Source organism: Vibrio viridaestus (assembly GCF_003856525.1).
In the GTDB taxonomy this organism is placed as follows: Bacteria; Pseudomonadota; Gammaproteobacteria; order Enterobacterales; family Vibrionaceae; genus Vibrio; species Vibrio viridaestus.
Map to the genome: position 1 here is coordinate 81,737 of NZ_RJVQ01000002.1, position 19,095 is coordinate 100,831.

A 19,095-nucleotide genomic window follows, 5' to 3' on the forward strand; every position below is an offset into this window, starting at 1 on the left:
ACTTGGGTTAGTTTTTCATACTTGGAGTTTAGACGAATACCGAACAGTTTTTATTACACTAAAAATGAAAAAACCGAGCTAGGCTCGGTTTTTTTAGTAGTCGTCTTCGGACCAGCCATCGCTATCCGACATATCGGGCGCTCCGGGAATCGTATTTTCCTCGTTGGCCCAAGTGCCAAAGTCGATCATTTGGCACTTTTTACTACAAAAGGGTCTGAACGGACTCTGATCACTCCATTCTACCGGGTTGCCACATTGAGGGCATTTTACAATCGTTGGTTTTTTCGTCATAACTTAAAGCTTAGCAGCACACTGCAAGATCGAATGTTACGTCTTGAGTACATGCCTGATTGGTTTCAAACTCAATAAATTTTATCGCAAAACGATTTTTATGCCCAGAGATCATTGGGTAAACCCCAAACTCCAGAGGAATAATCAGACGCAGAATATTGGCATCTTCAGCATCGCTTTGGAAAAAACCTGATTTGGCGACTTTAGAACGAAATGCGCCAGTTTCCCGTGTGAGTTTTAGCCATAGTTTTAATGCTTGCGAGAGGGGTTCCAATGTTTCAGTCCAGTTCCTAGCGTGCTGATTTTTCTGATCGGGAGGTAAATGTAACCAGAAGTGAAGTGCAGGAAGATCGAAACAGCAAGAGCCACCAGGCAAATTAAAACGCTGTCTTATTGTTGAAAGAAATCGATCTTCTTTTAATGAAATGCCGAATCTATCTGATGACATTAAGCGGCTATGTACCTGATCAATTTCAGACAATAAAGCGACTAGCATCTTTTCATCAACACCATCTACATTTAACCAGCTTTTATACATAAGGCGTTGTTTTTCTATGTCTTTAGCTAATTCATTCTTTAACTGTATCTGTTCAAATATTTCCAGAAGATCAAACAGAGAACGGAAAAAAAGCTGATGCTGGTACTCATCAGAAAAAGATGAAGCATGCTCTAACTGTTGCAATAAGGCCTCTACTCTTAAGTAGATTCGGGTCTTTTCATTTAGAGGATGTTCAAACTGATGCGTTGTCATTGAGTAAGCCCTGATTTCATTTCTACCTATTTCACCGATTTTTTTGCACAATTGCGAGATACTTTTGATGTAATTGTGCGACTTTGGGCAAAAGTTGTTCGCTGTTACTGTTATTTTCGATTATATCATCTGCGATTGACAGCCTATTCTGACGAGAAGCTTGCGCGGATAGTGCATTTTCAGCCTGTTTACGACTTACATTATCTCTTTTTATCGTGCGTTCTATTTGTGTTTCTTCGTTTACATCGACGACGAGAACTCGATTGCACAAGCTTTGCCATGCATTTTCAACCAGTAATGGAATCACAATAAGACAGTATGGTGAAGTAGTATTATTGAGATCTGACAGGATTTTTTCTTTTATCATGGGATGAAGAAGATTATCGAGCCATTGTTTTTCTTCACGAGAAGAAAAAATCACTTCCCTTAAATAAGCACGGTTTAATTGCTTGGTTTCAGCAATGATAGCGTTTGAGCCAAAATGTGTCTCGATCGCTTTCAAACCTTCAGAATTAGGAGCTACTACCTCTCTGGCTTTAATATCAGCATCGATTACATCAATGCCAAATTGTTGCTGGAAAATGTTAGCTACCGTGGTTTTTCCACTGGCTATTCCGCCAGTCAGTCCTATTACAAATGGCACAATTTATCCTAATAAAAATGACATATACCAACCAAATATTTCACTTTTCCAAACCAAAGTTATCCATCCTGCGATGGCAAGACATGGGCCAAAGGGAAACATATTACCTTGTTGTTCGTGTTGGTTTTTCAAATAAATTAATCCAAAGATGATACCTATAAATGACGAAATTAATATGACTAGTGGTAACGCCTGCCACCCCAGCCAAGCACCTAACGCAGCGAAGAGTTTAAAATCGCCATAACCCATACCTTCCTTTTTGGTGATTAGCTTAAATATCCAGTATACAGACCATAAGGATACGTACCCTGCTATTGTCCCAATAATACTGTCATTGAGTGTAACGGGGCTGATATCGATTAAGGACATTAGGATACCAAGCCACATTAAAGGCAGTGTCAGTGAATCGGGTAAAAGGTGAGTATCAAAATCGATGCCAGCACAACAAATTAAAAAGAAAGTAACGAAGAGAACGGCAAACATATAAAATGAAGCACCAAATTGATAACCAGCAGCGAGACACGCTAAGGTACTGATTAACTCAATAGCCGGATAGCGTATGCTGATTGGTGCGTCACAATATGAACATCGTCCTTTGAGTATTAGCCAACTCAAAAGAGGGATGTTATGCCATGGTTTTAGCTTATGTTGGCAGCTTGGGCAGTGTGAAGCTGGAAGGCTTAAGGTGAGTGATTTATCGGGTAGAGATATTTTATATTCAGGGAAGGTTTCCGAGAATTCTCTTTGCCATGATGACTCCATCATTTTAGGCAGTCGATAGATCACCACATTGAGAAAACTGCCGATGATTAATCCAAAAATCGCGACAAATGCCAGTAATAACCAAGGGTATAAAAAAAAGATTTCCATGAGTGCTCATATCGAGGCTGATCGCAGCCAAACAGCTAAAAAAATAGTATACCAAATAATACTAGCCCATTAGGTTCATTAAGTTAAAGATTGGCAAATACATAGCTACCACAATCCCTCCTACTAATGAACCGATCAACAACACCACAATAGGCTCGATGATTTTTCCCATATTATCGATGGTATTGTTTACTTTGTTTTCATAGTCTCTCGCCAGCCTATCAAAAACGTCTTCGAGCGATCCAGAGCTTTCTCCCACAGCAACCATTTGCTCCAGCATTGGAGGAAAGACATTTTGTCGCGAAATCGCTATTGTCAAAGACAGGCCCGTCTGAAGATCGTTACTGATCTGTTCAAACGCCAATTGTAGCTTGGGTAACTTAGAGGATTGTTGAGCCATATGGAGAGACTCGATAAGAGAGATTCCGGAACGGTAGCAGGTGGATAGTGTCTGTATTGTGCGGGCAAAATCCGCATTAGTCATAATATCACCGATGATAGGTATTTTAATTAGAACAGAGATTGACACATTACGAAGAGAGCGGGATTTCGTATAAATTTGGCTTAATGTGAATATAACCGTCAATATTGTTACCACAACAAGATAACCAGAAGAGCGCAGAAAGTTGGAAGCATCAACCATCGACTGTGTTAGTGCCGGTAGTTTTGCGTTCATTGATTGATATATTTTAATAAATTCTGGAACCACAAAAAGCATCATTAAAAACGTTACCGCGAAGGCGGTCAATAAGACAAAAGTGGGATAAATCGCTGCTTTAATCATTTTACTTTTGAGCTTATTTTTTTGTTCAAGTAGGTTATGTAATTGTGTCAGGCTTTGCGGTAGATTTCCGCTCAGTTCTCCTACTTGTATTACGTCAGAAAGATGACCTTGAAAACATGGATGGCTATATTTTAATGCCGAATAGAAGGTTGTTCCACTCTGTATCTGCTCTTCTATCCTAAGTAAAATTATCTGTAGAGCTAAAGGTTGGTCAGCGGTGTTCATTATGGTCAACGCTTTTAGGATGGCAATGTCGGCGTTAAGTAGAGTTGATAACTGCTGGATAAAATGAAATAGCTGTTTTTGAGAAAGATGTACTCGTTGCAGTTTTGCTTTCCACTTAGGACAGGGAGAAACGGACAGTAAGTGGATTTGTTGTGTTTGTAGCCTTACTTCCAGTTCTTCTGTCGATCTCTCAACGCTAATCCCTCGAATATGTTTTCCAAACTTTATTCCATGCCAGTGAAAATAGAAGAATAACGATAGTTCAGACATCGGTATGCTCCAATACTCTTAATAGCTCGCCATAACTTGTTAGACCATTTCTCAATGCATTTAAACCGGACTGCCATAACGTAATTTCATCAGTTTTACAGGTGAGTGGTTTTTTATCCGTATTAAATGCAAGAAGTTCGAAGACACCCAGTCTTCCTTTAAAACCATTGTGACAATGAGAGCATCCTTGTGGATCATTGGTGAATATACGCACAGATGACTTAGTCGTCATAAGCATCTGCATATTGTCTGGAATCGGTTGGGGGCATTTACAGTGATTACACAGTTTACGAACCAGGCGCTGAGCTATAACGAGGGTAAGACAACTGTTAATGAGATAGTCTTGAATACCCAGCTGACGTAAGCGGGATATACTGTCATGGGCTGAGTTGGCATGTAATGTAGACAGAACAAGATGCCCTGTTTGTGCTGCGCGAAAGGCCATGCTAGCCGTTTCACTATCGCGAATTTCTCCCAGCATGATGACATCAGGATCTTGTCGTAACATGGCTCTTAATATGTCAGAAAAGTGGAGGTCGATCTTCGGGTTGATCTGAATTTGGTTGATTCCTGAAAGTTGGATTTCGATTGGATCTTCGATTGTTGATATATTTTTTGTCTGATGATCCAGTTCAGATAAGGCGGAATACAAACTGAACGTTTTTCCACTGCCAGTCGGTCCTGTGACTAAGATTAATCCTTGTGGCTGATTTAGCGTTTTTTTCCATAATTTAAGCTGTTGCTCATTCATACCGAGTTTGTCACTCTTTAACGACGAAACCTGAGTATTGAGCATACGTAACACTAGCTTCTCACCCCATAAGGTTGGAATAGTTGATACTCGAAGATCAACGGATTGTGATGTGGATAAACGGACTTTGAAACGCCCATCCTGCGGTCTACGTCGTTCTGCAATATTAAGGTTGGCGAGGACCTTGATCTTTGCCGTGAGTTTTCTACTCATATCTTTACTGGGGGAAAATTCCTCTGTAAGAACGCCATCAATTCTGAGTCGAATCTGATAGTGATGTTCAAAGGGCTCAAAATGAATATCTGATGCTTGGTGATAGGATGCTGAAGTAAGAATCTTTAACAGTAATTGGGTAACTGGTGTGGTGTTATCTTCCCAGTCTTTTTCTGCCGTCGCGGTTTCGGATTCATCAGTCAATTCGTCGAGTTGGTACAGCGGCAGTGTATTTTCAGATATCTTGTAGTGATTACCAGTTAAGCTATTAAGAAACTCGTCGTAGCGGATCAGCACACTTTTGATCTTTTTCCCGGATATAAACGAGAGCTCCTGCTCAGCACTCACATCTGTTGGATCCAAAACGCCTAATTCAATTGTGGTTTCGGTTTCTTGTAATGGTAATACGTAATGGCGATGAATTAGCTCCGAATACCTTTCCAACAGCTGGTCTGATTGATAATTTTCTAATGAAATCAGTGGGAGAGAAAAGCGATGCGAGAGAAAACTGAGTATTTCTTCTAGACTAATGAATTCAGACTCCATCAAGGCTTTTATCGCCTTGATGGAATGTTTACTCATATCATCAACGATGTGTTGATACTGCAATTCGTTGAGATACTTCTCTTGTCTGAGCAGATTTAATAAGGGATGAGTCATATTAAATCTTCGCCTTAGTGCAACCCTTGGTTTCAATTCCAGTAGTGTGCGTGCATGCCCAGCTATTTCCTGATTTGGTGTAAACCAGAGTACTACCATTTACAGACGAATCAGAGTCAAATGTAAAAGTGACGTTACCATCGGTTAGGGTTGTTTTGTTCTGGGTGAGGGTTAATTTACCTAAGGAACTCATATCTTCGGTAGCTCCGATTTTACTAAAATCAGTAGGAAATGAGCCGTTGGTCTGAATTTCTAACTCAATATTAGTAATAAGAGAGCTGGTTGTATTCATGGCAACACTGACTTCTGATTTTTTTGTATGCTGACTGTAGGCTGGGATCGCTACTGCTGAGAGAATACCAATAATTGCGACGACAACCATCAGCTCTATTAAGGTAAAACCGCGTTGTTTATTGGATGTGGTTTTCATTTTTTACTCCTATCTCGTTGGGTGAAATCAAGATAGAAAATAAAAATATAACAGAGGAGTGGAAGTGCAGCGGTTAAGAATAAGTATGGGATGATTTGAAACTTACAAGACAATTACTCTCAGAGAAAAATCGATGATGTTAACAAAAACAGAGAGGTAAAAACCTCCCTGCTGTAAGTATATTCATGGGTTATTGTTGAAAACGCATTGAAAGGTCAAGCGCTCTAATATGCTTAGTTAATGCACCCACCGAAATATAATCCACACCTGTCAAAGCGTATTCACGCAACGTCTCCATAGTGACATTACCTGATGTCTCAAGAGCTGCTCTACCAGCATTAATATTGACTGCTTCTACCATCATGTCGCGGGTAAAGTTATCAAGCATGATGATATCGGCACCAGAATCAATCGCTTCCGCGAGCTCTTCAAGCGATTCAGTTTCGACTTCGACTGGTTTTCCTGGGTTAAGCTGCTTTGCGGTTTCTATCGTTTTTCGAATACCACCACAGGCGATGATATGGTTTTCTTTTATCAGATAAGCATCAAAAACACCGACACGATGGTTAAAACCGCCACCGCAAGACACGGCGTATTTTAGTGCGTTGCGCAATCCAGGAATGGTTTTTCTGGTATCGAGCAAACGACATTGAGTTCCTTCCAGCGCTTTAACGTAAGTCGCCACCTGAGTTGCACAACCAGATAATGTCTGAATAAAGTTCATCGCGTTTCGCTCACCCGTTAGGAGCGCTCTAGAAGGGCCTCTTAGTTCGCATAATTTCTGATTAGGCTCAATTGTATCGCCATCGTCCACAAACCAATCAATTGTGACTTCACCGCCTAGTTGATGAAACACTTCCTCGGCCCATTCCTTACCACAGAAAACACCATGTTCGCGAGTAATGAGTGTCGCAATATTTTGCTGTTCTGCTGGAATCAGACTTGCAGTAATGTCAGATGAGGCTTCGAGTGTGCCACCCAAATCTTCTTTTAACGCATCGGAGACGCTTCTTTTTATGTCAATAGGGAGTTGAGTTTTCAGGTAGTCTAAACGAGCCTGGCTATCGTGTTTCTCTTTCATCACAAATTCGGTATTGGTTGGACAGGAGTCAAATGATACGCTTACGCTTACTTAAATTCAGCCACAAAAATCAAATATTAGTGAATCAACGTTGGTTTTTTCACCAAGTAAAGCGAGTAAAAAATGATAGATAAAGATGGTTGGTATGTGCAAGCAAGAAAAGTAGCATCACCTCACTTTGATCAAAGAGAGGCGCAGAATGATATTTCATTGCTGGTGGTGCATAACATTAGTCTACCGCCTGGCCAATTTGGTGGTCCATATATCGAACAGCTGTTTACTGGAAAACTGAATCCTGATGAACACTCGTTTTTTGCTCGGATAGCGCCATTTCGTGTATCTGCCCACTGCTTGATCCGACGTGACGGTGAAATTGTTCAGTTTGTCTCTTTTCAACACCGGGCATGGCATGCAGGCGTTTCAAGTTTTGCTGGAAGAAGCAAGTGTAATGACTACTCTATTGGTATTGAACTGGAAGGGTCTGAATGGATTAGCTATACAGACGCTCAATACCAGTCTTTGTTAAACTTGACGCAAGCGATACAGCATCGCTATCCGTCGATCACTGACGATCGAATCACAGGGCATCAATATATTGCACCTTTGCGTAAAAGTGATCCGGGATTAACGTTTGACTGGGCAAAGTATAGGTCGATGCTTAAATCATCGACCTAGATAACTTATAGAGAGTCGTGATACTCAACCAAAATTTGTTCTACCCAGCTCTCGATGCGCTCATCACTCAGTTCGTATTGTGAGTCTTCATCCAGTGCCAGACCTACAAACTGTGTCCCATTCTCTGTCAGAGCTTTTGATGCTTCAAAGTCATAACCTTCAACCGACCAGTAGCCGATGAAATTGACGCCTGTCGGTTTTAGCTCATCATGAAGCAGGCCCATGGCATCAAGGTACCATTCTCCGTATCCTTCCTGATCACCAAGGCCGAATAAAGCGACGGTTTTACCGGTAAGATTGGGTTTGGATACCTTATCCCAGATAGCGGCCCAGTCCTCCTGAATTTCACCAAAGTCCCAGGTCGAAATCCCAAGAATAAGGAGGTCGTATTCTTCCATTAGGTCGAGCGATGTTTCTTTGACATTGTAGATATCGACAATGTCTTCACCAATAATGCCGCGAATTTTTTCCGCTGCCATCTCGGTATAGCAGGTTGTTGAACCGTAAAAAAGACCAATTTTCATACTGATTTGCATCTGTTCTTGTGTTGAGCGAATTCTACCCTGATAGGAATCGACTCACAAGGAAACGAGAAATACTGTAAATAAAATCAGTATTTCTCTTCACAATGCGTTCTGATTGGTATTAACTTAGGTATCACTGTGTTGATTCGAGAAAAAGTGTGTCGGATAAAGTATTTACAGAACAAGATATAGTGGACGAGTTTTTAGATAACCTATGGTTAGAAAGAGGGTTATCGCAGAATACAATGGACTCGTATCGAAACGACTTATACAAACTTTTAGAGTGGATGGAAGCGAAGAATTATCGTCTCTCGTTTATCAGTCTCTCTGGGCTGCAGGACTACCAAGCTTGGCTAATGGATAAAGACTACAAGCAAACTAGCCGTGCGAGAATGCTATCTGCGATTCGGCGACTATTTCAATACTTACACCGTCAGAAAGTGAGGGCGGATGATCCCAGCGCTCTTCTTATAACGCCAAAGCTACCGAAACGATTACCTAAAGACTTAACCGAAGAGCAGGTTGATGATTTATTAAAGTCGCCTAATATTTCCGATCCGATTGAGCTAAGAGATAAAGCCATGTTGGAGTTGCTTTACGCGACGGGTTTGCGTGTCTCTGAACTTGTGACGTTAACTATGGAAAATATGAGTTTACGTCAGGGATTAGTTAGGGTTGTGGGCAAAGGGGGTAAAGAGCGTTTAGTTCCTATGGGTGAAAATGCGATTGAATGGATCGAGCGCTTTTTGAAACAGGGCCGGCCAACGCTACTGGGGGAGCAAACATCTGATGTTGTGTTCCCGAGTAAACGTGCTCGAGTGATGACCAGACAAACATTTTGGCATCGAATCAAGCATTATGCTGTGATCGCTGGAATTGATGTAGAGTTGCTTTCTCCTCATGTATTAAGGCATGCTTTTGCAACGCATTTGTTGAACCATGGAGCTGATCTGAGGGTCGTACAGATGTTATTAGGTCATAGTGACTTATCGACAACTCAAATTTATACTCATGTAGCAACAGAACGATTAAAACAGATCCACCATGATCATCATCCAAGAGCCTAAAGGTGAATACATGCGTTTATTACGCCAGATACTTACGATTACGTTGTCTATTTTTGCTGTCAGTTTTGCGTCACAAGCGGCTGATTTTAATAAACAAGAACTCACTAAAAAATTTCAAAAACTGGGTGTAACAGTGAATGAAATTAAGCCTTCAGATATTGATGGTTTGTTGGAAGTACAGACGAGTGGTGGCGTTATTTTCTCTACTCCCAAGGGGGACTATTTTATTGCAGGGACGTTGTACCAGTTTAATAGTGACGGAACGTATGATGATGTCATTGCTAAACGACAAGCCCCTCTAAATGCAGATAAAATTAATCAGTTTGCTGATGATATGATCGTCTACAAAGCGAAAGACGAAAAATACATTGTTACCATTTTTACGGATATTACGTGTGGATACTGTTCAAGACTTCACGGCCAGATGCAGCAGTATAATGATTTAGGTATCACGGTACGTTACCTCGCATTTCCTCGTCAGGGAGCTACTGGGCAGGTTGCAGACCAAATGGCGACAATCTGGTGCGCCGATGATAAAGAAGCGGCGTATAACACCGTAGAGAGTGATCGAAAGTTGCCTGCCAAAAACGCAAACTTTGCGAGCTGCCAAAAGAAAGTGGCAGATCAGCATAATTTAGGACGTGAACTGGGTGTTGCTGGTACCCCCGCAATCTTCTTACCTAATGGTATGATGATTGGTGGATACCTTCCACCAGAGCAGCTTCTGAAACGTCTACAAGACATGTAATTATATTTAAATTCTTTAAACCATATCAGTCGTACCATGAGCGGTCCTTTTAATCGGGGGCCGAAACTATATGATAGAAATCACCCGAAGACCCGAAAGCGATATGTCATCGCTACCTACAGATATTCCTGAAATTCTGCGCCGAATATACTCGCACAGAGGTATCACTCAAGTTGAGCAACTTGATAGGGGAGTTCGCTCTCTGCATTCTTATCAGGAGCTTAATGGCATTGAGTTGGCGGTAGAGTTACTGTTTGAATCAGTGCAAAAGCAGAAGCGGATTATCGTCGTTGGGGATTTTGATGCTGATGGTGCGACAAGCTCTGCGCTCTCTGTTTTAGCTTTGAGAATGTTGGGTAGTCATAATGTTGATTACCTGGTGCCAAATCGATTTGAAGACGGATACGGCTTAAGTCCAGAAGTGGTTGATCAAGCGATTACGATGCAGGCAGAAGTCATTATGACCGTAGATAATGGCGTATCTTCTATCGAAGGCGTTCGTTATGCCAAACAAAATGGCATCACTGTTATTGTGACTGATCATCATTTACCAGGAGATATACTACCTGACGCCGATGCGATGGTGAATCCTAATTTGGATGGGTGCCATTTCCCGTCCAAATCGTTAGCTGGTGTTGGTGTCGCATTTTACCTCATGATGGCGTTGTGCGTGTATATGAGAAAAAATGGGTGGTTCAAGCAGCAAGGCATGGCAGAACCAAAACTAATGGAATTAGTCGATTTAGTAGCGCTTGGTACGGTAGCTGATGTTGTGCCATTAGATAAAAATAATCGAATTTTAGTTCATCAGGGATTACAGAGAATCCGTTCTGGCTATGCTAGACCTGGGATTCAGGCACTGATTGAAGTGGCAAAGCGAGACGCAAAAAAGTTGATTGCAGCTGACTTTGGTTTTGCATTGGGACCTAGAATCAATGCAGCTGGACGACTGGATGATATGTCGTTTGGGGTAGAGCTGCTTCTTAGTGACAATATTCATGCTGCTAGGCGTATGGCAAATGAGCTTGATGGATTAAATCAAACGCGCAAAGAGATCGAAGCGGGTATGAAACAGGAAGCAATGGCGTTTTGTGAGCGATTGCAGTTCGGTGAAGGAAAGTCTTTACCTTACGGAATTGTTTTATTTCAACGTGATTGGCACCAGGGCGTTATTGGCATTTTGGCATCGAGAATCAAAGAAAGTTTTCATCGTCCGGTTATTGCGTTTGCAGATGCAGGCGAGGGGATTTTAAAAGGCTCGTGTCGCTCGATTCCAGGGTTCCACATGCGTGATGCATTGGACGTTATTGATACGAAAAGCCCGGGCATCATTCTTAAGTTTGGTGGTCATGCGATGGCTGCTGGTCTTTCAATTGCTGAGGACAGATTCGAGGAGTTTTCGCGCTTGTTTGATCAGCACGTCGAGCGTTCTCTGGATGAAGGAGCTCTGCGCGGTGTTGTTCTATCGGATGGAGAGCTTCAACCCGAAGAGCTTTCTATGAGCACTGCGGAAGTGATTCGTCAGGGTGGGCCCTGGGGACAAGGTTTTCCTGAGCCAATATTTGATGGTGAATTCAAAGTTCTGCACCAAAAACTGGTGGGAGAAAAGCATCTCAAGTTAATGCTTGAGCCACTATTTAAGGGGCATTCAACACATCAGATGGTTGATGCTATCGCATTTAATATTGATGTGCGTCGCTGGCCTGATGCTTCCGTCAATACGGTAAGAATCGCGTATCGACTCGATATTAATGAGTTTCGTGGAAACCAGTCTCTTCAGCTTATGGTTGAACATCTTGAAGCGAAGTAAATGGTAGATAAGATTGCATTTGTGGAATCAATTTTATTTACCATTTGGATATATAGCCCATTTTATATATAACCTTTTGTCATTTATCTTCGCTGTTTTATTAACATTTACCCCCGTTTGTGTGGGGTGAAATGTTAAAATTATGTGCGTTATTCATTAGTTCTATGATTTCGGTCAACTTTTATCTGGACACTAGTCTTGGTCTTATGTTAGTTTCTGCACCAAACTTATAATTGGTATTACCAATTGCCTGTAGAAATAATTACAAGAAGAATCATTATCTATGGCCTATCAAAGGATTAGACAGCCCAAACTTTCTGACGCTATCGAACAGGAGTTAGAAAGGCTGATTCTGGAAGGAACTTTGTCCTCAGGGCAGAAGCTTCTTCCTGAGCGCGAGCTTGCAAAGCAGTTTGATGTATCTCGCCCTTCCGTTAGAGAAGCCATTCAGAGATTGGAAGCCAAAGGATTACTTACACGCCGCCAAGGGGGTGGTACGTATGTAAGTGAACGAATTTGGTCCAGCTTTTCCGATCCTCTGCTAAATTTATTGTCAAGTCACTCAGAGACTCAGCTCGATGTACTTGAGGCTAGACATGCTTTAGAAGGTATTTCTGCTTATTTCGCAGCATTGCGTGGTACAGAAGAAGACTTTGCTCGTATACAAGCGTGTTTAGAGCGTATTGGGGACAAACAAAAAACACATGATGTAGAAGCAGAATCTGCTGAAGTCATGATCTTTTTGATCACACTAGCAGAATCAACTCACAACATGGTTCTCCTGCATATTGTCCGCAGTCTCGCCCCTCTGCTTGAGCAAAATGTTCTTCAAAATTTTCAATTGTTACGTCGCCGCCCTGAAGTGGTGGAGAAAGTAAGCAAGCATAGAGCTAACATCGTGGATGCGATTGTTTCTGGCGAGCCGGAGAAAGCGCGCGAAATGTCACATTCTCATTTAGCTTTCATAGAAGAAACGTTGCTGGATTTGGATCGGGAAGAGACTCGTCGAGAGCGCTCTTTAAGGCGTATTCAGCAGAGTAACAATTAAGTTTTTAATCGTTACTTGTTTGTTTAGATCAAACCAACAAAAGGAAAGATCGCCATGTCTGACATGAAGCATGACGTAGATGCACTGGAAACTCAAGAGTGGTTAGAAGCTCTGGAATCCGTTGTACGTGAAGAAGGTGTAGAACGCGCTCAGTTCTTGCTAGAGCAAGTTTTAGAAAAAGCGAGCCTAGACGGTGTAGATTTACCGACTGGAACGACAACTAACTACATCAACACGATCCCGTCAAACCAAGAGCCAGCTTACCCTGGTGACACGACTTTAGAACGCCGTATTCGTTCTATTATCCGTTGGAATGCTATTATGATTGTTCTTCGTGCATCGAAGAAAGATCTTGAATTGGGTGGCCACATGGCTTCATTCCAGTCTTCTGCAGCATTCTACGAAACTTGCTTCAACCACTTTTTCCGTGCTCCTAACGAAAAAGACGGTGGCGATCTCGTTTACTATCAAGGTCACATCTCACCAGGGATTTATGCGCGTGCATTCGTTGAAGGTCGCTTGACTGAAGCGCAACTTGATAGCTTCCGTCAGGAAGTTGATGGTAAAGGCCTGTCGTCATACCCACACCCTAAATTGATGCCTGAATTCTGGCAATTCCCAACAGTATCTATGGGTCTTGGTCCAATCGCGTCAATTTATCAAGCTCGTTTCCTTAAATATCTGGACGGTCGTGGACTTAAAGATACGTCAGAACAGCGTGTATATGCGTTCCTTGGCGATGGTGAGATGGATGAGCCAGAATCACGTGGTGCTATTTCTTTCGCTGCTCGTGAAAAACTAGACAACCTATGCTTTGTTATCAACTGTAACCTTCAGCGTCTTGATGGACCTGTTATGGGTAACGGTAAGATCATTCAAGAACTTGAAGGTCTATTCAAAGGTGCTGGTTGGAACGTTGTTAAAGTTATTTGGGGTAACAACTGGGATACTCTACTTGCGAAAGACACATCTGGTAAGCTTCTTCAGCTAATGAATGAAACTATCGATGGTGATTACCAAACGTTCAAATCAAAAGATGGCGCATACGTTCGCGAGCACTTCTTTGGTAAATACCCAGAGACTGCAGCTCTTGTTGCAGACATGACTGATGATGAGATTTTTGCCCTTAAGCGTGGTGGTCATGAGACATCTAAGCTTTATGCTGCATTCAAAAATGCTCAAGACACGAAAGGCAAACCAACTGTAATCCTTGCTAAAACAGTTAAAGGATACGGCATGGGTGAAGCTGCCGAAGGCAAGAACATTGCTCACCAGGTTAAGAAAATGGACATGACTCACGTTGTTCATCTACGTGATCGTCTTGGCCTTCAGGACCTAATTTCTGATGAAGCAGTTAACTCTCTGCCTTATCTACAATTGGAAGAAGGCTCTGCTGAGTACGAATACCTACATGCTCGCCGTAAAGCGTTGCATGGTTACACTCCTCAGCGTCTGCCAAACTTTACTGAAGAACTGATTGTTCCTGAACTTGAAGAATTCAAGCCTCTGCTTGAAGCACAGAAACGTGAAATCTCTTCAACAATGGCGTTTGTTCGTACTCTTAATGTACTTCTTAAGAACAAAAACATCGGTAAGAACATTGTTCCTATTATTGCTGATGAAGCGCGTACATTTGGTATGGAAGGTTTGTTCCGTCAAATCGGTATCTATAACCCACATGGTCAAACATACACTCCAGAAGACCGCGGTGTCGTTTCTTATTACAAAGAAGATACATCGGGTCAGGTTCTTCAGGAAGGTATCAACGAACTGGGTGCGATGTCATCATGGGTAGCGGCTGCAACATCATACAGCACAAACGATCTACCAATGATCCCATTCTATATCTACTACTCAATGTTTGGCTTCCAACGTGTAGGTGATATGGCATGGATGGCTGGTGACCAACAAGCTCGTGGCTTCCTTCTAGGTGGTACTGCTGGTCGTACAACACTGAATGGTGAAGGTCTTCAACACGAAGATGGTCATTCTCACATCCAAGCAAATACGATTCCTAACTGTATTTCTTACGATCCAACATTCGCTTATGAAGTTGCAGTTATCGTTCAGGATGGTATCCGTCGTATGTACGGTGAGCAGGAAAATATTTACTACTACTTGACTCTGATGAACGAAAACTACGATATGCCAGCTATGCCAGAAGGCGCAGAAGAAGGCATTCGTAAGGGTATCTATAAGTTAGAAACTCACGCTGGTGATAAAGCAAAAGTTCAGCTAATGAGTTCAGGTACTATCATGAACGAAGTACGCAAAGCGGCAACGATTCTAAGCGAAGAGTACGGTATTGCGTCTGATGTTTACTCAGTGACGTCGTTCAACGAGCTAACTCGTGAAGGTCAGGCGATCGAGCGTGAAAACATGCTAAACCCTGAAGCTGAAGAAAAAGTACCGTACATCACTCAGGTTATGGGTACTGAACCTGCAATCGCAGCGACAGACTACATGAAAAACTACGCAGAACAAGTTCGTGCGTATATCCCTGCTGAGTCATACAAAGTACTTGGTACTGATGGCTTCGGTCGTTCAGATAGTCGTGAAAACCTACGTCGTCACTTTGAAGTGAACGCAGGCTACGTTGTTGTAGCTGCTCTTACTGAGCTAGCTAAACGCGGAGATGTCGAAAAATCTGTAGTAGCAGAAGCAATTAAGAAATTCGACATCGATACACAAAAAACAAACCCACTATACGCTTAATGAGGTAGGAAAGAGCAATGGCAATCGAAATTAATGTACCAGACATCGGTGCGGATGAGGTTGAAGTTACTGAGATTCTTGTAAGCGTTGGTGACAAAGTTGAAGAAGAACAGTCTCTAATTACAGTGGAAGGCGATAAGGCTTCAATGGAAGTTCCTGCGTCTCACGCTGGTGTTGTTAAAGAGATTAAAGTCGTTGAAGGTGACAAAGTTTCAACTGGCTCTCTAATTATGATTTTTGAAGCTGAAGAAGCGGGTGCTGCGGCACCAGCTTCTGCTACAGAAGCGCCAGCTGCAGCTGCACCGGCTGCGGCAGAGCTAAAAGAAGTTCACGTACCGGATATCGGTGGTGACGAAGTTGAAGTTACTGAAATCATGGTAGCGGTTGGCGATTCTATCGAAGAAGAGCAATCTCTAATCACGGTTGAAGGTGACAAAGCTTCAATGGAAGTACCTGCACCATTCGCGGGTACTCTAAAAGAAATTAAAATTGCTGCCGGTGATAAAGTATCGACTGGTTCTTTAATCATGGTATTTGAAGTTGCGGGTTCTGGTGCGGCAGCGCCTGCTCCAGCAGCGGAAGCCGCGCCAGCAGCGCCAGTAGCTGCAGCAGATAAAGAAGTTCATGTACCAGATATTGGTGGTGATGAAGTTGAAGTTACTGAAATCATGGTAGCGGTTGGCGATTCTATCGAAGAAGAGCAATCTCTAATCACGGTTGAAGGTGACAAAGCTTCAATGGAAGTACCTGCACCATTCGCTGGTAAAGTGAAAGAAATCAAGATTGCAGCTGGTGATAAAGTATCGACTGGTTCACTAATCATGGTATTCGAAGTTGCCGGTTCAGCGCCTGCAGCTGCACCAGCAGCAAGTGCTCCAGCTGCGGCTCCAGCAAAAGCGGAAGCGCCAAAGGCAGCTCCTGCAGCAAGTGCTCCAGCTGGTGATTTCCAAGAAAACAACGAATACGCACACGCGTCTCCAGTAGTACGTCGTCTTGCTCGTGAGTTCGGTGTTAACCTAGCAAAAGTGAAAGGCACTGGTCGTAAGAGCCGTATCCAGAAAGAAGATGTACAGAACTACGTGAAAGAAGCTCTGAAACGTCTTGAGTCTGGTGCTGCTTCAGGCAAAGGTGATGGAGCTGGTCTCGGTCTTCTTCCTTGGCCAAAAGTTGATTTCAGCAAATTTGGTGAAACTGAAACTAAGCCATTATCTCGTATTAAGAAGATTTCGGGTGCGAACCTTGCTCGTAACTGGGTAATGATTCCTCACGTGACTCAATGGGATAACGCAGATATCACTGAACTTGAAGCATTCCGTAAAGAACAGAATGCGATTGAAGCGAAGAAAGATACTGGCATGAAGATCACTCCACTTGTGTTCATCATGAAAGCAGCGGCAAAAGCCTTAGAAGCGTTCCCATCATTCAACTCTTCTCTTTCTGAAGATGGTGAAAACCTAATTCTTAAGAAGTACGTGAACATTGGTATCGCTGTTGATACACCAAATGGTCTTGTTGTTCCTGTATTCAAAGATGTGAATAAGAAAGGCATCTACGAATTATCAGAAGAGCTAATGGCTGTATCTAAGAAAGCACGTGCTGGTAAGTTAACTGCATCTGATATGCAGGGTGGTTGTTTCACTATCTCTAGCCTAGGTGGCTTGGGTGGTACAGCATTCACACCTATCGTTAATGCGCCAGAAGTGGCTATTCTGGGTGTATCTAAGTCAGAGATGAAACCTGTATGGAATGGTAAAGATTTCGTTCCTCGTCTACAGCTTCCTCTTTCTCTGTCTTATGACCACCGAGTTATTGACGGTGCAGAAGGTGCGCGCTTCATCACGTACTTGAACGGTTGTCTAAGCGATATCCGTCGTCTAGTACTATAAAATAGAACAAGGCGGCTTTAGCCGCCTTGTTAGTAGATATAAGACCAACTAACGTATTGAAAGTAATGTCAGTTGAATTGTTGGTCGGCTCACAGGCTTAGGGGTTTTTCTTTTCATACCATTAACATCTCTGTAAACTGTTATGGTTTGAATAGTCGTTCCAAAAAACTATAAGCCCTCCCATTCAGCCTGTAAGGGATAATGACTACAAGAGGTCACAATGAGCAAAGAAATCAAAGCCCAAGTTGTTGTACTTGGTGCGGGTCCTGCTGGTTACTCTGCCGCTTTCCGTTGCGCAGATTTAGGTCTAGAAACCGTTCTAATCGAAAAATACAACACGCTAGGTGGTGTATGTCTAAACGTTGGTTGTATTCCATCTAAAGCTTTACTTCACGTTGCTAAAGTCATCGAAGAAGCAAAAGCCTTAGCGCAACACGGTATCGTGTTCGGCGAACCATCAACAGACATTGATAAAATCCGTCTGTGGAAAGAAAAAGTTATTAATCAGCTGACCGGTGGTCTAGCTGGTATGGCAAAAATGCGTAAAGTTACTGTTGTAAATGGTACTGGTAAATTTACTAGCTCAAACTCAATTGAAGTTGAGGGTGATGAAGGTAAAACTGTTGTGAACTTCGACAATGCAATCATTGCTGCGGGTTCTCGTCCTATCAAACTGCCATTTATTCCTCATGAAGATCCTCGTATTTGGGATTCAACAGACGCTCTGGAACTTAAAGAAGTTCCTGGAAAAATGCTGATTATGGGTGGCGGTATCATTGGCCTTGAAATGGGTACTGTATACCATTCTCTAGGTTCACAGATCGACGTAGTAGAAATGTTTGATCAAGTGATTCCTGCTGCAGATAAAGACATCGTTAAAGTGTTTACTAAACGCATCAAAGATAAATTTAACCTGATGCTAGAAACAAAAGTAACGGCTGTTGAAGCAAAAGAAGATGGTATCTATGTTTCAATGGAAGGCAAAAAAGCGCCAGCAGAACCTGAGCGTTACGATGCTGTTCTTGTGGCTATTGGTCGTGTGCCAAATGGTAAACTTTTGGATGCTGAAAAAGCCGGTCTAACAGTAGATGATCGCGGTTTCATCAATGTTGACAAGCAAATGCGTACTAATGTACCTAATATCTTTGCGATTGGTGATATCGTTGGTCAACCAATGTTGGCTCACAAAGGTGTGCATGAAGGCCACGTGGCTGCAGAAGTTATTGCTGGTAAGAAACATTACTTCGATCCTAAAGTGATTCCTTCAATTGCTTACACTGAGCCAGAAGTCGCTTGGGTTGGTAAGACTGAAAAAGAAGCAAAAGCGGAAGGTATTAACTATGAAGTTTCTACATTCCCTTGGGCAGCTTCTGGTCGTGCAATTGCGTCAGATTGTTCTGACGGTATGACAAAGCTTATCTTTGATAAAGATACTCACCGTGTTATCGGTGGTGCCATTGTTGGTACTAACGGTGGTGAACTACTAGGCGAAATTGGTCTAGCGATCGAGATGGGTTGTGATGCGGAAGATATCGCTCTGACGATTCACGCTCACCCAACGTTGCATGAGTCAGTCGGTCTTGCTGCAGAAGTATTTGAAGGTACGATCACTGACCTTCCAAATGCAAAAGCGAAGAAAAAATAAACGTCTCT

At 42.5% G+C, this 19,095-nt stretch carries 17 protein-coding genes; 8 read left to right on the forward strand and 9 right to left on the reverse strand.

Annotation, left to right across the window (positions count from 1 at the left end; genetic code table 11):
* Positions 1 to 93: 93 nt before the first annotated feature.
* From yacG to nadC, 8 genes are all read right to left on the reverse strand, one after another.
* Positions 94 to 291 carry a DNA gyrase inhibitor YacG gene (gene yacG, locus EES38_RS04130; protein ID WP_124935926.1) on the reverse strand — a complete coding sequence of 66 codons (198 nt, stop codon included), beginning with the start codon at positions 289 to 291 and terminating at the stop codon, positions 94 to 96.
* A gap of 10 nt (positions 292 to 301) precedes the next feature.
* The gene (gene zapD / locus EES38_RS04135) at positions 302 to 1,042 is read right to left on the reverse strand and encodes a cell division protein ZapD (RefSeq protein WP_124935927.1); all 741 of its coding nucleotides are present in this window, start codon (positions 1,040 to 1,042) and stop codon (positions 302 to 304) included.
* 31 nt (positions 1,043 to 1,073) lie between these two features.
* Positions 1,074 to 1,685, reverse strand: coding sequence for a dephospho-CoA kinase (coaE, locus tag EES38_RS04140; protein WP_124935928.1), 612 nt, complete (start codon positions 1,683 to 1,685; stop codon positions 1,074 to 1,076).
* 3 nt (positions 1,686 to 1,688) lie between these two features.
* Positions 1,689 to 2,555: a prepilin peptidase gene (locus EES38_RS04145; RefSeq protein WP_124935929.1), complete on the reverse strand. Its 867-nt coding sequence runs from the start codon at positions 2,553 to 2,555 to the stop codon at positions 1,689 to 1,691.
* 61 nt (positions 2,556 to 2,616) lie between these two features.
* Entirely contained in the window at positions 2,617 to 3,834 is a 1,218-nt protein-coding gene (locus tag EES38_RS04150; RefSeq protein WP_124935930.1) for a type II secretion system F family protein, read from the reverse strand.
* Positions 3,827 to 5,458: a GspE/PulE family protein gene (locus EES38_RS04155; RefSeq protein ID WP_166434207.1), complete on the reverse strand. Its 1,632-nt coding sequence runs from the start codon at positions 5,456 to 5,458 to the stop codon at positions 3,827 to 3,829. The genes EES38_RS04150 and EES38_RS04155 overlap by 8 nt, the downstream gene beginning before the upstream one ends.
* Before the next feature lies 1 nt (position 5,459).
* Positions 5,460 to 5,888 carry a pilin gene (locus EES38_RS04160; protein WP_124935932.1) on the reverse strand — a complete coding sequence of 143 codons (429 nt, stop codon included), beginning with the start codon at positions 5,886 to 5,888 and terminating at the stop codon, positions 5,460 to 5,462.
* Between the two features lie 190 nt (positions 5,889 to 6,078).
* Complete coding sequence (gene nadC, locus EES38_RS04165) at positions 6,079 to 6,969, reverse strand: carboxylating nicotinate-nucleotide diphosphorylase (RefSeq protein ID WP_124935933.1); 891 nt, start codon at positions 6,967 to 6,969, stop codon at positions 6,079 to 6,081.
* 123 nt (positions 6,970 to 7,092) lie between these two features.
* Here nadC and ampD point away from each other — a divergent pair, with 123 nt between their 5' ends.
* Positions 7,093 to 7,644 carry a 1,6-anhydro-N-acetylmuramyl-L-alanine amidase AmpD gene (ampD, locus tag EES38_RS04170; RefSeq protein WP_124935934.1) on the forward strand — a complete coding sequence of 184 codons (552 nt, stop codon included), beginning with the start codon at positions 7,093 to 7,095 and terminating at the stop codon, positions 7,642 to 7,644.
* 5 nt (positions 7,645 to 7,649) lie between these two features.
* On the opposite strand, the gene fldB is transcribed toward ampD, so the two are convergent.
* Positions 7,650 to 8,168: a flavodoxin FldB gene (fldB, locus tag EES38_RS04175; RefSeq protein ID WP_124935935.1), complete on the reverse strand. Its 519-nt coding sequence runs from the start codon at positions 8,166 to 8,168 to the stop codon at positions 7,650 to 7,652.
* A gap of 158 nt (positions 8,169 to 8,326) precedes the next feature.
* Between fldB and xerD the strand changes: the two genes are divergently transcribed.
* The 7 genes from xerD to lpdA all read left to right on the forward strand — a co-directional run bounded on the left by xerD (position 8,327) and on the right by lpdA (position 19,087).
* Positions 8,327 to 9,235, forward strand: coding sequence for a site-specific tyrosine recombinase XerD (xerD, locus tag EES38_RS04180; protein WP_124935936.1), 909 nt, complete (start codon positions 8,327 to 8,329; stop codon positions 9,233 to 9,235).
* Positions 9,236 to 9,245: 10 nt separating this feature from the next.
* Positions 9,246 to 9,983: a bifunctional protein-disulfide isomerase/oxidoreductase DsbC gene (gene dsbC, locus EES38_RS04185; RefSeq protein WP_124935937.1), complete on the forward strand. Its 738-nt coding sequence runs from the start codon at positions 9,246 to 9,248 to the stop codon at positions 9,981 to 9,983.
* 70 nt (positions 9,984 to 10,053) lie between these two features.
* Positions 10,054 to 11,793, forward strand: coding sequence for a single-stranded-DNA-specific exonuclease RecJ (recJ, locus tag EES38_RS04190; RefSeq protein WP_124935938.1), 1,740 nt, complete (start codon positions 10,054 to 10,056; stop codon positions 11,791 to 11,793).
* 283 nt (positions 11,794 to 12,076) lie between these two features.
* On the forward strand, positions 12,077 to 12,841 hold the full coding sequence (gene pdhR / locus EES38_RS04195; protein ID WP_124935939.1) for a pyruvate dehydrogenase complex transcriptional repressor PdhR: 765 nt from the start codon (positions 12,077 to 12,079) through the stop codon (positions 12,839 to 12,841).
* 54 nt (positions 12,842 to 12,895) lie between these two features.
* The gene (aceE, locus tag EES38_RS04200; RefSeq protein WP_124935940.1) at positions 12,896 to 15,556 is read left to right on the forward strand and encodes a pyruvate dehydrogenase (acetyl-transferring), homodimeric type; all 2,661 of its coding nucleotides are present in this window, start codon (positions 12,896 to 12,898) and stop codon (positions 15,554 to 15,556) included.
* Between the two features lie 17 nt (positions 15,557 to 15,573).
* Positions 15,574 to 17,442 carry a pyruvate dehydrogenase complex dihydrolipoyllysine-residue acetyltransferase gene (gene aceF / locus EES38_RS04205; RefSeq protein WP_124935941.1) on the forward strand — a complete coding sequence of 623 codons (1,869 nt, stop codon included), beginning with the start codon at positions 15,574 to 15,576 and terminating at the stop codon, positions 17,440 to 17,442.
* 220 nt (positions 17,443 to 17,662) lie between these two features.
* A complete protein-coding gene (gene lpdA / locus EES38_RS04210; RefSeq protein WP_124935942.1) occupies positions 17,663 to 19,087 on the forward strand; it encodes a dihydrolipoyl dehydrogenase in 1,425 nt (474 codons plus the stop codon).
* Positions 19,088 to 19,095 lie beyond the last annotated feature (8 nt).

Coding starts and splice junctions, on each gene's coding strand:
- yacG (WP_124935926.1), bottom strand. CDS start 291: ATGACGAAAAAACCAACGATTGTAAAATGCCCTCAATGTGGCAACCCG.
- zapD (WP_124935927.1), bottom strand. CDS start 1,042: ATGACAACGCATCAGTTTGAACATCCTCTAAATGAAAAGACCCGAATC.
- EES38_RS04145 (WP_124935929.1), bottom strand. CDS start 2,555: ATGGAAATCTTTTTTTTATACCCTTGGTTATTACTGGCATTTGTCGCG.
- EES38_RS04150 (WP_124935930.1), bottom strand. CDS start 3,834: ATGTCTGAACTATCGTTATTCTTCTATTTTCACTGGCATGGAATAAAG.
- EES38_RS04155 (WP_166434207.1), bottom strand. CDS start 5,458: ATGACTCATCCCTTATTAAATCTGCTCAGACAAGAGAAGTATCTCAAC.
- EES38_RS04160 (WP_124935932.1), bottom strand. CDS start 5,888: ATGAAAACCACATCCAATAAACAACGCGGTTTTACCTTAATAGAGCTG.
- nadC (WP_124935933.1), bottom strand. CDS start 6,969: ATGAAAGAGAAACACGATAGCCAGGCTCGTTTAGACTACCTGAAAACT.
- ampD (WP_124935934.1), top strand. CDS start 7,093: ATGATAGATAAAGATGGTTGGTATGTGCAAGCAAGAAAAGTAGCATCA.
- fldB (WP_124935935.1), bottom strand. CDS start 8,168: ATGAAAATTGGTCTTTTTTACGGTTCAACAACCTGCTATACCGAGATG.
- dsbC (WP_124935937.1), top strand. CDS start 9,246: ATGCGTTTATTACGCCAGATACTTACGATTACGTTGTCTATTTTTGCT.
- recJ (WP_124935938.1), top strand. CDS start 10,054: ATGATAGAAATCACCCGAAGACCCGAAAGCGATATGTCATCGCTACCT.
- pdhR (WP_124935939.1), top strand. CDS start 12,077: ATGGCCTATCAAAGGATTAGACAGCCCAAACTTTCTGACGCTATCGAA.
- aceE (WP_124935940.1), top strand. CDS start 12,896: ATGTCTGACATGAAGCATGACGTAGATGCACTGGAAACTCAAGAGTGG.
- aceF (WP_124935941.1), top strand. CDS start 15,574: ATGGCAATCGAAATTAATGTACCAGACATCGGTGCGGATGAGGTTGAA.
- lpdA (WP_124935942.1), top strand. CDS start 17,663: ATGAGCAAAGAAATCAAAGCCCAAGTTGTTGTACTTGGTGCGGGTCCT.